The organism is Claveliimonas sp., assembly GCF_037273965.1.
GTDB lineage: Bacteria > Bacillota > Clostridia > Lachnospirales > Lachnospiraceae > Claveliimonas > Claveliimonas bilis.
Map to the genome: position 1 here is coordinate 15207 of NZ_JAYAZJ010000115.1, position 14625 is coordinate 29831.

General features: G+C 44.5%; 12 protein-coding genes and 1 tRNA gene. 3 read left to right on the forward strand and 10 right to left on the reverse strand.

Translation table 11 applies throughout. The annotated features are described in order from the left end of the window. Positions 1-15: 15 nt before the first annotated feature. Positions 16-1011 carry a phosphate acetyltransferase gene (gene pta / locus WJ238_RS10260; RefSeq protein ID WP_230105967.1) on the reverse strand — a complete coding sequence of 332 codons (996 nt, stop codon included), beginning with the start codon at positions 1009-1011 and terminating at the stop codon, positions 16-18. 133 nt (positions 1012-1144) lie between these two features. Next, positions 1145-2482, reverse strand: coding sequence for a magnesium transporter (gene mgtE / locus WJ238_RS10265; protein WP_416386686.1), 1338 nt, complete (start codon positions 2480-2482; stop codon positions 1145-1147). 139 nt (positions 2483-2621) lie between these two features. Here mgtE and WJ238_RS10270 point away from each other — a divergent pair, with 139 nt between their 5' ends. Then, a complete protein-coding gene (locus WJ238_RS10270; RefSeq protein WP_230105965.1) occupies positions 2622-3905 on the forward strand; it encodes a nucleotidyltransferase in 1284 nt (427 codons plus the stop codon). A gap of 43 nt (positions 3906-3948) precedes the next feature. On the opposite strand, the gene WJ238_RS10275 is transcribed toward WJ238_RS10270, so the two are convergent. Genes WJ238_RS10275 through polA form a run of 4 tightly spaced genes read right to left on the reverse strand, consistent with a single transcriptional unit; the run spans position 3949 to position 8911 of the window. Beyond that, positions 3949-4806: a DegV family protein gene (locus WJ238_RS10275; protein ID WP_230105964.1), complete on the reverse strand. Its 858-nt coding sequence runs from the start codon at positions 4804-4806 to the stop codon at positions 3949-3951. 29 nt (positions 4807-4835) lie between these two features. Further along, a complete protein-coding gene (locus WJ238_RS10280) occupies positions 4836-5633 on the reverse strand; it encodes an MBL fold metallo-hydrolase (RefSeq protein ID WP_230105963.1) in 798 nt (265 codons plus the stop codon). A gap of 46 nt (positions 5634-5679) precedes the next feature. Continuing rightward, positions 5680-6285 (reverse strand): dephospho-CoA kinase, encoded by a 606-nt coding sequence (gene coaE, locus WJ238_RS10285; protein ID WP_230105962.1) that lies wholly within the window; start codon positions 6283-6285, stop codon positions 5680-5682. 13 nt (positions 6286-6298) lie between these two features. Further along, complete coding sequence (gene polA / locus WJ238_RS10290; protein ID WP_337606888.1) at positions 6299-8911, reverse strand: DNA polymerase I; 2613 nt, start codon at positions 8909-8911, stop codon at positions 6299-6301. 140 nt (positions 8912-9051) lie between these two features. Between polA and WJ238_RS10295 the strand changes: the two genes are divergently transcribed. Both WJ238_RS10295 and WJ238_RS10300 read left to right on the forward strand, forming a co-directional pair. Next, positions 9052-9134 (forward strand) — tRNA-Leu (locus WJ238_RS10295). Between the two features lie 113 nt (positions 9135-9247). Further along, positions 9248-9964 carry a DUF169 domain-containing protein gene (locus tag WJ238_RS10300; protein ID WP_337606889.1) on the forward strand — a complete coding sequence of 239 codons (717 nt, stop codon included), beginning with the start codon at positions 9248-9250 and terminating at the stop codon, positions 9962-9964. Here the strand turns inward: WJ238_RS10300 and WJ238_RS10305 are convergent. The 4 genes from WJ238_RS10305 to WJ238_RS10320 all read right to left on the reverse strand — a co-directional run bounded on the left by WJ238_RS10305 (position 9961) and on the right by WJ238_RS10320 (position 14360). Further along, on the reverse strand, positions 9961-10611 hold the full coding sequence (locus tag WJ238_RS10305; protein WP_316264770.1) for a hypothetical protein: 651 nt from the start codon (positions 10609-10611) through the stop codon (positions 9961-9963). The two genes, WJ238_RS10300 and WJ238_RS10305, sit on opposite strands and share 4 nt — an antisense overlap. A gap of 61 nt (positions 10612-10672) precedes the next feature. Then, the gene (locus WJ238_RS10310; protein WP_337606890.1) at positions 10673-11944 is read right to left on the reverse strand and encodes a diaminopimelate decarboxylase; all 1272 of its coding nucleotides are present in this window, start codon (positions 11942-11944) and stop codon (positions 10673-10675) included. 39 nt (positions 11945-11983) lie between these two features. Beyond that, positions 11984-13450, reverse strand: coding sequence for a pyruvate kinase (pyk, locus tag WJ238_RS10315; RefSeq protein ID WP_337606891.1), 1467 nt, complete (start codon positions 13448-13450; stop codon positions 11984-11986). Between the two features lie 49 nt (positions 13451-13499). Beyond that, on the reverse strand, positions 13500-14360 hold the full coding sequence (locus tag WJ238_RS10320) for a DUF1751 domain-containing protein (protein ID WP_337606892.1): 861 nt from the start codon (positions 14358-14360) through the stop codon (positions 13500-13502). Between the last annotated feature and the right edge of the window lie 265 nt (positions 14361-14625).

The following is a 14625-nucleotide window of genomic DNA, read 5'->3' on the forward strand; positions in this document are numbered from 1 at the left end:
CCTGTTTTCCTCGTCTTATTGATTCTGTGCCTGTACTGCTGTAATCGCAACCACACCCACAATATCATCAGCAGAGCATCCGCGGGAAAGGTCATTAACCGGCGCTGCAATTCCCTGTGTCATTGGTCCGTATGCTTCTGCCTTTGCAAGTCTCTGCACTAATTTATAGCCGATATTTCCGGCATCAAGATCAGGGAAGATCAATACGTTGGCATGTCCTGCCACTTTGCTGCCCGGAGCTTTGGATTCTCCTACACTCGGAACAATTGCAGCATCCAGCTGAAGTTCTCCGTCAAGCTCAAGATCCGGATTTGCCTCTTTTGCGATTCGCACTGCCTCTGTCACCTTATCAACATCTGCATGTTTTGCGCTTCCTTTGGAAGAATGACTAAGGAGTGCAACTTTTGGCTCTTTTCCCACCAGCATGCGGAAAGATTCTGCAGAAGACTCTGCAATAGCAGCCAGCTCTTCCGGCGTTGGATTCTGGTTCAGCCCGCAGTCACCGAATACAAATACTCCGTCCTCTCCAAACTCACAGTCCGGAACGCACATAACAAAGAAAGCAGATACCAGCTTTGTTCCCGGTTTTGTTTTAAGAATCTGCAGACACGGACGCAGGGTATCTGCTGTAGAATGGCATGCTCCGGAAACCATTCCGTCTGCATCCTGCATTTTTACCATCATAACGCCGTAGTACAGATAATTTGTCAGAAGGATTTCTCTTGCCTGTTCCTCTGTCATTCCTTTTTTCTGACGAAGTTCTACAAGTTTTGCAATATAGCTTTCTGTTTTCTCACTTTTTGCAGGATCTACGATCTTTGCTCCGCTGATATCGAAGTTTCCTTTATTCTTTGCAACTTCCTCTTCGCTCCCGACAATGACAACATCTGCAATTCCCTCTTTTAATACAGCCTGTGCAGCTTCATAAGTACGGATATCCTCGGATTCCGGAAGCACAATTGTCTTTTTGTCGGCTTTTGCCTTTGCTTTGATTTCATCTATAAATCCCATGATTTAAAGACTCCTTTCCATTTTTTCTCACTATTTTTATTATAATACAAAGAGACCTTACAAACAAGGTCTCTTTTGGGAATCAAATGTCTCTTTTTCCGTACAATTTCAGCCTTTTGCAGCTGTCTGGCAGCTATATTTTAAACACAGCGCTGACAATAGCAAAATAAACAGTAACTGTGCTGATATCCACCAGCGTGGAGATCAGAGGCGTCGCCATGATCGCCGGATCCAGACCGACTTTTTTTGCCACAAGCGGTAACGTACAACCGACAATTTTAGCTAAAATAATCGTGCACGCCATCGTCATACCAATAGTAAGCGCCACCAGGATATCTCCCTGCCCCATAATAAGAATGCGTATGCCGTTTACCGTAGATAAGATCAAACTGATCAAAACTGCAACACGAACTTCTTTAAAGATCACTTTAAACAGATCTCCGAACTCAATTTCTCCTACAGCCAGTCCTCGTATCATCAAAGTTGAACTCTGTGATCCGCAGTTTCCACCAGTTCCCATCAGCATAGGAATGAAGCCTGCCAACTGCGGCATCACAGCCAGGGCGCTCTCATAGTGATTCATGATCATCTGCGTCACCGTTGCAGAAAGCATCAGGAACAAAAGCCAGGGGAGACGGCTTTTCACATGCTCCAGTACTGTTGTACCGAAATAGGACTCATCATTGGGACTGACACCGGCCATGATGCTGATGTCCTCTGTCGTTTCCTCCTGCAGGACTTCCATTGCGTCGTCTACTGTTACAATACCAACCATGCACATCTCATGATCTACGATTGGAAGGGCAATCAGTCCGTATTTCGTAATGATGTTGGCAACATCTTCCTGGTCGTCTGTAGTATGGGCGTAGAGCATATTAGTATCCATGATCTCTTCAATCGTCTTGGATTCACTGGTCGTCAAAAGTTCCTTGACATCCACAACACCGATCAGCTTTCTTTTTTCCGTGACATAGCAAGTGTATATCGTCTCTTTATTCAATCCCACCTGCCGTATCTTCAAAATGGACTCTGCCACCGTCATCTCTCTTCTAAGCGCAATATACTCTACATTCATTACGCTTCCGGCACTGTCCTCCGGATATTGAAGAAGCTGGTTGATCTGCTGACGCTTCTCTTCATCTGTTGCCATCAAAAGACGGTCTACTACATTGGCCGGCATCTCCTCCAGGACGTCAACGGTATCATCCAGATACATTTCTTCCATAACTTCTTCCAGCTCGGAATCTGTCAGGCCATTGATAAGCATTTCTCTTAAGTCGCTGTCCATATAGGTAAAAGTTTCTGCCGCCTCTTCCTTGGCCAGAAGCCGGAATACCATCACCAGCTGTTTCTGGTTGAAATCTTCCATCAGATCCGCCAGATCCACCGGATACATATTATTTTCCAGCTCTTCTTTAAGCTCCTTAAACCGACGCTCCTCCAGCATTTCGAGGATACGTTCTTCTGTCAGCTCTTCCCGCTCTTCGTATTCCTTTTCATACATTTCTTTTTCTTCCATTGAAACGTACCCTCCTTTCCTCTTTTGTCCGTTGCCGGAAATATTCTAATATAGTATAATCAATTCCAGAAAGATATACAAGGAGATTTTCATGAAAATTGTCGGATTAATCACAGAATATAACCCCTTTCACAATGGACATTTGTACCATCTGCAAAAGACAAAAGAAATTACCGGAGCCGACGCTGTTATTGCCGTTATGAGCGGAAATTATGTGCAAAGAGGCGCACCGGCCATTATGCCGAAACATATCCGGGCCGAGGTTGCTCTGGAAGCAGGCGTCCCCCTTGTTTTGGAACTCCCGGTATGTTATGCCTGCGGCAGTGCAGAATATTTTGCTGAAGGCGCTATCTCCATTTTGGAAAAACTGGGCTGCATTGATGCCATCTGCTTCGGAAGCGAGTGTGGTGATCTCAACATTCTGGAGAGGATTGCTTCCATTACCGCTGACGAACCTGCCGAATACCGCGCCTTTCTTCAGGAGGAATTGAAAAATGGGCTTTCTTATCCCAAAGCCAGACAAAATGCCCTGAAACGTTATACAAAAGATGAAGAAATTGATCTTATCCTGTCTGAACCCAACAATATCCTTGGCATTGAATACATCAAAGCGCTGATGCGCCGCAAAAGCGGTATGGCGGTTTATACCATCAAACGCCGCGTATCCGGCTATCACGATGAGGAGCTTTCTGAAAATTACAGCTCCGCCTCCGCTATCCGCCGGCTTTTGTGGCACGCCAGCAACGCCATCCATCTGGAAGGAGAACGGCTGTATGATGAGCCCCCTCTTTCCGATGCCCTGACCCGCCTGGAAGGCCAGGTCCCTTCCGCCTGTATTCGCATGCTGGAGGAAACACATCGGACAAGATATCCTGTATACGCCAATGATTTTTCTCTTCTTTTGAAGTATCAGCTGATGTGTGAAACAAAAGAAAGCCTGACACAGTATGCAGATGTCACCCCGGATCTTGCCAACCGGATCTTAAACAGACTGAATGATTTTGTCACTTTCGATCAATTCTGTGATCTTCTCAAAACAAGAGAGGTCACTTATACAAGAATCAGCAGAGCCCTGTTCCACATTCTTCTTCATATAAAAAAGGAAGATATGGAACTGTACCGGCACCATGACGACTGCGGCTATGCCCGCATTCTTGGCTTCCGCAAAGACGCTGCTCCTCTTCTGAAACATTTAAAAAGACATACCGAGATCCCCCTCATCACAAAGCTGACGCAGCAGGAAAATCTTGATATGTCCGCAAAAAAAATGCTGGAAAATGAAATTTTCGCATCTAATCTTTACGAATCTGTCATAACAGAAAAATTCCGTCTTCCATTTATTCATGAATATCAGCAGCAGCTTGTTCTCATATAAGCTGCTGCTTTTTACATTTGCCCGTAAAATACTCTCTTCCTGGTTATCGTTCTACCACTCTGGTGCAGGCAACAGCCAAAGATCCGGGACCGATATGGCAGGATACACTCAGCGACAGAGCATCCATGTGGATGTCGTATCCCGGAAAATGCTCTTCCAACTCTCTTTTCCATTGCTCTGCCACTTCCGCTTCACAGGTGTGAGCTGCCTGCAGGCAGACTTTATGCCCTTTAAATCTTTCTGTAATATCTTTTTCCATGGCTTTCATCATAACCTTTTTTGCAGCCTTCATTCCTCTGACTTTGGAAAAAGCATCCAGTTTTTCTCCCTGGATCGTAAGTACCGGCTTTAAGTTGAGCACTGTGCCAAGAGCCGCTGCCGCCGGAGTGATCCTTCCGCCCTTTTTCAGATATTTCAGTGTATCCACTGTAATATAAATGCTGGCTTCCAGCTTTTCCCGCATAAGAACATCATAGATCTCTTTTCCGCTCATTCCGTCCGCCGCCATCTCTAATGCATCCAGAACTGACTGTCTCTGTGTAATAGAAATACGCTGGTTATTTACCACAAAAACTTTTCCATCAAAATCTTCCGCCAGCATCATTGCCGTCTGGCAAGAACCGGAAAGACCGCTGGACATAGGAATATATATCACCTCATCCGCTTCCTGCAGGGCTTCCTCCCATAATTCCATCACATCAGCCGGCGCCGGCTGTGAAGTGGAAATATCTGCATCATCTGTCAGCCTCTCATAAAATTCTTTCTGTGTCAGAGTAATATCTTCATAATAGACCTCACCGTCAATATAAAACGGCATAGGAAGTACTCTGATCCCCAGTTCTTTTGCTTCTTTTTGTGTAATACCGCTGTTGCTGTCTGTAATTACCGCCACTTTTCCCATATCATTTTATCCCTCTCAATTTCATAATTTTAAACAGTAACAATGTCAGAGACCGCATCCCGTCTGGCTACCATTAAAGGAATGTCTTCTCCCCTGTATGGGTTGTCCCCTACGGTCACTTCAAGCTTCACCGTTTCATAAGCCAGCTCTGCGTAATTATTTTCCTTGCTTAAATGCCCCAAAACGACCTGTTTTAGATTGTCGTGGAGAATATCACACAAAAGTCTTCCGGACACTTCGTTGGATAAATGGCCCTTTTCCCCCATAACCCTTCGTTTCAGTGGATAGGGGTAAGGCCCGACCTCCAGCATATGGATATCATGATTTGCCTCCAAAAGCACAGCGTCCAGTCCTTTCAGATTGTCTACTGTATAATCATCATAGACGCCCAGATCAGTAGCCACAGCCACAGACCGTTTGCCACATGCGATCCGGTATCCGGATGGTTCATAAGCATCATGAGAAATTGCAAACGGATGAATGGTCAGATCTCCCAGAAGAAAATCGGTATCAATTTCAATTTCATGAAGGAGCCCGTCCGGCATCTTCCCCAGGCTTTTGTATTCCCGTATCCCCTTTAGTGTTCCTTTCGTTGCATACACCGGAATACCATATTTACGGCTGAAAACCCCCAGCCCTTGTATATGATCGGAATGTTCATGCGTGATCAAAATGCCAGAGAGCTCTTCACCCTTCATTCCCAGTGTATGTAATCCTTCATCAATCCGTTTTTTGCTGATTCCTGTATCCACAAGCAGGTGGGTATGATCGCTCCCCACATAAATACAGTTTCCGCTGCTTCCGCTTGCTATGCTGCATAATCTCATATTCTCTTCTCCTAATTTTGGTTTTTTGCATCAGTATACGCCAATGCTATCCCTTTTTCAGGCCTAATTGCGTCATAATATCATCAATCTGCTGGCATGCCTCCTCAAAGGAGTTGCAATTATCAATCGCCCGGTCACAATGCTCAAAAAAGACAGATGAGGGAAGCTGGGAAGAAAAGATCCCCTGAATCTTCTTCTCATCATATCCTCTGGATGCGATCAGACGCTTTTTCCTCGTTTCATCATCCGTATAAATGTACCATAGTTCATCGCAAAAAGCATCATAATGGTCTTCAATAAGAAGAGCCGCCTCAAGCACAAACACAGGACTTTCCTTTTTCTCTTCCCGGCGGATCTGTTCTTTTATTTTTTCTTTGACCGCCGGATGGACGATTTCATTAAGGATCCGGAGTTCTGCAGGATTTGAAAAAACAATCCCGGCAAGGCGAGATCGATTCAGCCTGCCTTCCTCGTCCAGGATCCCTTCTCCGAAATGCTCTACAATCCTTTTATAGCATTTCGTTCCCTTTCTCTGCAGGCGCTTTGCCACTTCGTCTGCCTGACAGCAGACCGCTCCATAGGATTCTTTCAGATAATCCAATACAAGACTTTTTCCTGTTCCGATTCCACCGGTAATTCCAATTATTTTCATCTTACTCGCACCTCTATTTTGCCTCATACCAGCTTTTTCCGGTATGCATATCAATTTCCAGCGGTACCGCAAGGGATGCCGCCTGCTCCATTTCTTCCTTCAGTATCTTTTTGACTTCTTCTGCCTCACTCTCCCAGGCTTCCACCAAAAGTTCATCATGCACCTGCAAAACAAGCCGGGATTTCATATTCTCGGATTTCAGCCGGTCATTTACACCGATCATGGCAATTTTCATAATATCCGCCGCCGTTCCCTGGATAGGTGAGTTCATTGCCACCCTCTCTCCAAAGGAACGCTGCATGAAATTGCTGGAAGAAAGTTCCGGCACAGGCCTTCTCCTTCCAAAAAGAGTGACGGCATATCCTTTGTCTTTTGCCTGTTTCACAGCATCATCCAGGAAAATTTTGATTCCCGGATAAGTGTGAAAATATTGTTCTATATACTGTGCCGCTTCTTTCCGCGTAATGCTCAGATCCTGGCTTAACCCAAAAGAGCTGATTCCATATACAATCCCAAAATTGACCGCCTTGGCATTTCTTCTCTGGAGATCCGTCACCTGGTCAAAAGGGGTATGGAATACCTGGGAAGCGGTAATTCTGTGGATATCCTTTTCCTCTCTGTAAGCCTCAATAAGCTGCTTATCCCCCGAACAATGGGCCAGCACTCTAAGTTCAATCTGGGAATAGTCTGCATCCACAAAGACAAATCCCTCTTCCGGAACAAATACTTTCCTTATCAGCCTTCCCAGCTCCATCCGAACCGGAATGTTCTGTAGATTCGGCTCCGTACTGCTGATCCGCCCGGTTGCGGTAATCGTCTGATTAAATTTCCCGTGAATCCTTCCATCTTCCGAGATAAAGGCTGCAAGGCCGTCGGCGTAGGTGGATTTCAGCTTTGCCAGCTGCCTGTATTCCAGGATTTTAGCTACAACAGGATAATCCGGCGCCAGCTTTTCCAGCACATCCGCTGCAGTAGAATATCCGGTTTTTGTCTTCTTTCCGCCTTTAAGTCCCATTTTTTCAAAAAGGATGACTCCAAGCTGTTTCGGAGAATTAATATTAAACTCTTCCCCCGCCTCCTGCCAGATTTCCTGTTCCAGCCTGCTGATCTGAACTGCAAGTCTGTTTCCGTAATCTTTCAGTTCGTCCGCTTCTACCCGGACTCCATTTTGTTCCATATCAAAAAGCGTAAATACAAGCGGCATTTCTATTTCTTTGAAAAGCTTCCACATTCCCGCCTCTTCCAGCTTATCCTGTAAAGGAGCAGCTGACGCATAGGCGGTATAAGCTTCATAGCATGCTTTCTTTTCATCTTCCATCTTCTCTTCCAAAAGAAGATCCAGCTGTTCTCTTGCCACATCCTCAAATTCATAATCATTTTTAAGAGGATTCAAAAGATATGCTGCAATAATCCCGTCGAAACAATTGTCTTTGACAGATGGCGTAAAATATTTCATTGTTTCTTTCAGATGAAAGACAGACAACGTCTTCGGGCCGGCAGATAATTTCTCCAGTTTCTCCAGGAGTTCCGCTATCTCCATCTTCTCTTCCGGAATACAGTAAATTTCCTTTTCTCCGAAGCAAAGAGCAACTCCTCCAATCCGTGCCTCTCCTGCAAAAAGCGGAAGTGCCTCTGCTGTTCTCCGAAAGACAGCCACACCCAGAGTTTCTGCTACCGACGCTTCTTCGAGAATGCGTTCCGCCTCCTCGCGGCTTCCGGCAGTCCGGAAGGAATCTTCCACCGCATGGGAAGGGCCTTTCACCTCAAAACGGCTCAAAAGATTTTTGAACTGCAGTTTCTGAAAAAGGGTATATGCCTCTTCCGTGAAAATATTTCCAAGTCTTGCGCTTTCAATATCATAATCCAGCGATGCATCTACACAGATTGCTGCCAGCTTCTTGCTCATCACTGCCATATCCCAGTATTCTACAATAGCTTTGGATGCACGGGGCGGCTTCAGCTCCCCGGCATGCTGGTACGCGTTTTCTATACTGTGGTATTCTGTAATGATCTTCGCCGCAGTTTTCTCCCCAATTCCGGGAACTCCGGGAATATTATCTGAGGTATCTCCCATAAGCGCTTTCATATCAATAAATTCCAGAGGAGTCACCTGATAACGCTCTTTTACATCAGCCGCATAATAGTCCTCCACTTCTGTTCTTCCCTGCTTCGTCTTAGGGATACGGATCTTTACCTTGTCCGTGGCAAGCTGCAGAAGATCCCGATCTCCGCTGATGATGGTCACATCCATGCCTTCGCTCTCACATCGTTTTGAGAGCGTCCCCAGAAGATCATCCGCTTCCAGGCCTTCCTGTTCTATGATCCTGATTCCCATGGACCGGAGGACTTCCTTCATTACAGGGACCTGCTGTCGCAGCTCGTCCGCCATAGGTTTTCTTGTCCCTTTATATTCTTCATACATTTGATGCCGGAAGGTTGGCGCATGTACATCAAAAGCTACCGTAAGATACTCCGGCTTCTCCTCATCCAGCAGTTTTAACATAATGTTAAGGAAACCGTAAATGGCATTCGTATGAAGTCCCTCCGAATTTGTAAGATCCGGAAGACCAAAAAAGGCTCTGTTCAAAATACTGTGTCCGTCAATCAATACAATTTTTTCCGCCATATTTTTTCTCCATCTTATAAAGCTACTGAATCTACTATACAACAATCTTTCCCATTTTAAAAGAAAAAAATTGTTGAAAAATCTTGTAATTCAAATATCAATATGCTATACTTACATTCGGTTCTTATAAAAGACCACCGGCGGATGTGGCGGAATGGCAGACGCACAAGACTCAAAATCTTGCGAAGGTGACTTCGTGTGGGTTCAAGTCCCACCATCCGCATCTTCTATTTTCAGACACAAAAGTGCAGTTTTCTAAATCAGAAAACTGCATTTTTAATATACAAAAATAAAATTTGCAAAGATATCATTATCTAAAGGAAAGGAATGTCTCTTATGAACAGCAAAATAGCAGAAGCAATTAAACTAACCCGTCAGCCGGTGGCTGTATTTACATCAAAAGAAGTTCCGGAAAATGCCATGCAATTCAAAAAAGGCGTATGGGGATGTGTGATCGCCATGATGCATGCAGTCTCTAAAGGCAAAACAGCTGCATTTGACAGGGAAACCGTTGTCTGCGCGGGAGGAAAGGCGGGGCTGGGTATTCAAAAGTTCGAGCTTGGAACCATTGAATACTTTCTTTCCATCGGCGGAAAGGGACCGAAAAAAGGGGAATTTTATAAAAAAAGTCCGGACATTGCACGAAATTATATCGAAACAATGCCGGACATTGAAACAGATGAATATGTTATTATGAAACCTCTCAATGAATTAAAAGAAAATGAAACGCCGGAAATCGTCATTTTTCTGGTAAATGCCGACCAGCTTTCCGGTCTTGCAACATTGGCAAATTACGACCGGGAAACACAGGACAATGTGAAGCTTTCGTTTGGATCCGGATGCGCACAGTCAGTCCTTTACGGCCTTGATGCGGCACGGAACAATCCCACTGCCTGTTATATCGGTCTGACAGATCCTTCCGCCAGGAAATGTATACCAAGCGATCTCCTTTCCTTTACAATTCCTTTTCATCGTTTTCTGGAGATGGAGGAATGTGTGGAAAGCAGCTTTTTTCACACAGATACCTGGAAGGTCATTGCAAGAAGAATCTAAAATCCTTCCGTCGGAAACAGAATTTGATCTAAAGCCGTCAGATCAGACTCCGCCACAGAATATACGTTGTCAGAATCAGCCGCTACATGAAGATCTACCTGCTGCGGCTCCCCGTAAGTGGGCGATTCCATCCGGCTTTGAAGCCCTTCATACATCTTTTGGAATACCATCTGATTAATTTCATCTTCTCCCGGGATCTGGGAAACATCGGTGATACCCGCCAGTTCTGCCTGCACTGCCTCTGTAACTTCAGCTTCCAAACCTTCAAAAGCTGTGAGCGGCTTTGCCGTAACAGCTACTGTGAAGCTTCCATCCTCTTCTTCTGTTACCTCTCCCACTTCATACTCCGCCAGCGCCAACATGTCTTTAAAAAGCTGGCGGTAGTTGTCCAGCAATTCGTCTGACAATCCTGCCGAATCATAACCGGCAATGGTCATCATCTGATCAATATTGTTCTCATAAAGGTTTTCTGCCTCTTCCTTTGTGGAATCTGTCTGTTCCGTGTACTCGTCAAAATCCGCCTTATAACTGGCATCCAGAATCGATTGTGCATAAGTTCCAACTTCTTCCGGACTCATTTTGCAGGCTGTCAGCAGCATAACAGCCGCCGCCACGAGAAGACCAACTGCCTTTTTCCTTCTTTTCATACTTTTTCCTCCTCAATAAAGTAATTTTCTATATTTTACCTCATTAAGGACATATTATCAATTATTTCAGCAGTTTTTTCCCTATTTCAAAACAGTCAAATGTAGCGAAATAGTCTTTCGGCGTCTCTGCACGGCGGATCAGCTCTGTACTTCCATCTTCTTTTAAAAGTACTTCTGCTGACTTCAGCTTTCCATTATAATTATATCCCATAGCAAAACCGTGTGCTCCGGTATCATGAATGACAAGCAAATCTCCGGCGTCAATTTTCGGCAAGTGCCGGTCGATCGCAAACTTATCGTTATTCTCGCAGAGGGATCCTGTCACATCATACAGATGATCGCATGGCTCATTTTCTTTTCCCATCACAGTGATGTGGTGATAAGCGCCGTACATTGCCGGACGCATCAGATTCACCGCACACGCATCCACTCCGATATATTCTTTGTGAGTATGTTTTTCATGGATAGCCTTTGTCACCAGACAGCCATAGGGTCCCATCATAAATCTGCCAAGCTCCGTATAAATTGCCACATCACCCATTCCGGCAGGAATCAGCACCTCTTCGTACACCCGCCGCACGCCTTCTCCGATGGCGCGAATATCATTAGGCTCCTGATCCGGTTTATAAGGAATACCGATTCCGCCTGACAGATTAATAAATTTAATGTGTGCTCCGGTTTCCTTCTGAAGTTTCACTGCCAGTTCAAAAAGCACCTTTGCCAGCATCGGATAGTATTCATTTGTTACAGTATTGCTTGCAAGGAAAGCGTGAATGCCAAATTCTTTCGCACCTTTTTCCTTCAGGATCTTAAAGGCTTCAAAAATCTGCTCTGTTGTCATGCCATATTTTGCATCGCCCGGATTGTCCATAATATCATTACTGATCTTAAACAATCCTCCCGGATTGTATCTGCAGCTGATTGTCTCCGGTATGTACCCAATCGCCTTCTCCAGGAAATCAATGTGTGTGATATCATCCAGATTGATGATCGCCCCAAGCTTTTCGGCCAATTTAAAATCTTCTGCCGGAGTATCATTGGAAGAAAACATAATATCGTCTCCTGTGGCTCCAATGGCTTCTGAAAGAAGCAGCTCTGTGTACGAGGAACAATCACATCCGCATCCATATTCTCTTAAAATCTGTATCAGGAAGGGATTGGGCGTTGCCTTTACCGCAAAATACTCTTTGTATCCTTTATTCCACGCAAAAGCTTCCTTCAGCGCTTCCGCATTCTTTCGGATCCCTTTCTCGTCATAAAGATGAAAAGGAGTGGGATACTTCTTTACAATTTCATCCAGCTGTTCTTTTGTCACAAATGTCTCTTTTTTCATAGGTACGTTACTCCTTATATCTGTACAGATTTTAATTTATTATTCAATCACAGCAATTCTCATCATATTGCTGACGCCTTCTTTTGCACGGTTTACATTCGGGGAGGGAATGCCTGCTGTCAGCACCACAACATCTCCCGGATCAGCCATTTGCTTTGCACATACCAGCTCGATCGCCCCGGAACAAATATCCTCCGTCGTATTGAACTGAACAGATTTGATCGGCTCTACTCCCCAGTAAATCTGCATTCTGCGAAGAGAACGCTCATTAGGAGTCACGCCAATAATCGGCATTTTAGGCTTAAATTTAGAAACAACTCTGGTAGTAGCACCCGATACAGACGGAGTGATGATACACTTCGCTCCCAGATTGTATGCTGTCGTAACAGAAGCATGGCCAATGGCACTGGAAATTCCTTTCATACGGTGTTCCTCTGCCTTTTTGAGCATAAGATCATAATCCAGATGCTCCTCTGTATTCTCCACAATATGCACCATCATCTGAAGCGCTTCTAATGGATATTTTCCCTGTGCAGTTTCTCCAGATAGCATGACTGCATCCGTTCCGTCATAAACTGCATTCGCCACATCCGTCACTTCTGCCCGTGTCGGACGAGGATTGCGGATCATGGAATCCAGCATCTGTGTTGCTGTAATAACCGGTTTATAATAATAATTACATTTCTGAATGATCATTTTCTGGAGATAAGGCACTTCCTCTGCCGGAATCTCCACGCCAAGATCTCCTCTGGCTACCATAATACCGTCTGCACAGCGAATGATCTCGTCAATATTCTTAATTCCTTCTGCATTTTCAATCTTTGCGATGATCGGAATGTATGGAGCATCACATTCTTTCAGAAAAGCGCGGATCTCTACAATACACTCTGCATTGCGCACAAAGGATGCCGCAATAAAATCAATACCCTGTTCCACGCCGAAACGGATATCTTCTCTGTCCTTGTCTGTGATAGCCGGAAGTCTTACAGGCACATTAGGCACATTCACGCCCTTGCGCTCTCCCAACTCTCCTCCGTTCACAATCTCGCAGACAATATCCGTTACTGTTTTGCTGATCACCCTAAGACCAATCAACCCGTCATCTATCAAGATCGTGCTTCCAACAGATACATCGTCTACAAGTCCGCTATAGGAAATGGATACTTTCGTTTCATCCCCTGTAATATCCTCAGAGGTCAGTGTAAACTTTCTGCCTGTCTCCAGCATTACCTTTTTTCCATCTTTCAGGATACCGGTACGGATCTCCGGACCTTTTGTATCCAGCAGGATCGCTGTTGGCATATGTTCTTCATCCCGGATACGCTTCAGCATATCCATTCTGCCCTTCTGTTCTTCATGACTTCCGTGTGAAAAATTGAATCTTGCAATATCCATCCCATTCTTCACAAGCGCTCTCATCAGATTTTCATCATTTGTGTTAGGTCCCATTGTACAGACTATTTTTGTTTTCTTTTTCTTCATTTTTTTCACCAATTCCTTTTTCATATTTTTATTTCCAAAATTTCAGGACAAATGCCCTGCTCTTTCCACGTTACTATTTTACATGTATATGGGAAAAGAGATGATCCTGACAGTACTCATAATTCCCATTACATCTGGAACAATACCGGAACTCCAGGGACGGATCGTCCAGCTCTGTGCGTCCGCACACGGCACAGCGGTGTCTGGCTCCGCCTGCATAATGATTTTCCGGCCGGATCTTCTGCTGAAATTCTCTTTTTCTCTTTCTCTGTTTTGGAGAATAATGCTTCATATTTCTTGAACCCAGGAAAAAGATCACAAAATTCAAAATGGAAACTGCCGCCGCAATCGCGTTTGCCTGGTACACCACTCCCACCAGAGGATTTCCGCCATAGGAGGGCAGAAAAGCCTGCAATATGGTGTAGAGGAAATAAACGCCATCCAGGATTCCCAACCATTTCGCCTTGACCGGGATCGCAAAAAACAGATAGAACTGCATATCCGGATAAACAGCTGCAAATGCAAGAAACAATGACATGTTCAAATACCATGTCCCCAGCGGGAAGGATACCCCCACCAGGAAATAAGCGGCAAATGCCGCGATCACATGAAATAACATACCTGAAAAGAAATAAAGGTTAAACCGAAACGCACCCCAGGTATTTTCCAGTTCCCTTCCCAGCATATAATACAGATAAAGGGCAAAAATCATAAAGAGATATCCGGTCTGAGGCGGCTGTATAATGAAGGTTACGATCCTCCAGATCTGGCCGCGCAGAATTGCGCTGACATCAAGACTCAAATACTGATAATAAAAAGAAGGAACCAAAAGCTGCAGAACCAGCCCCACAACATAAAGGATAATAATGTAATACATCAGATTGTGGATGGCATATCTACCGAATTTCCGTTCCATTTTTTCCAACCAATTCATAGAAAAAATACCTGCTTTCCCATATTACTCTAATACTGTAGTCATTCTACCTTTTTAGGAAGTCTTTGTCAATTACACCGGATAACTTTACCGTATTTTAATATTTCTATTACATTTGTTGATTGTCTTTTCAATTTTTTTGTCGTATAATGTTACCGTTTAGGAAAACAACATTTAATATGTAGAATTACATATATTCCCAGACAGGATTTTTATCTTTGTCATACTGAAATCTATACTATTACAAAGACAAGGAGTACATATT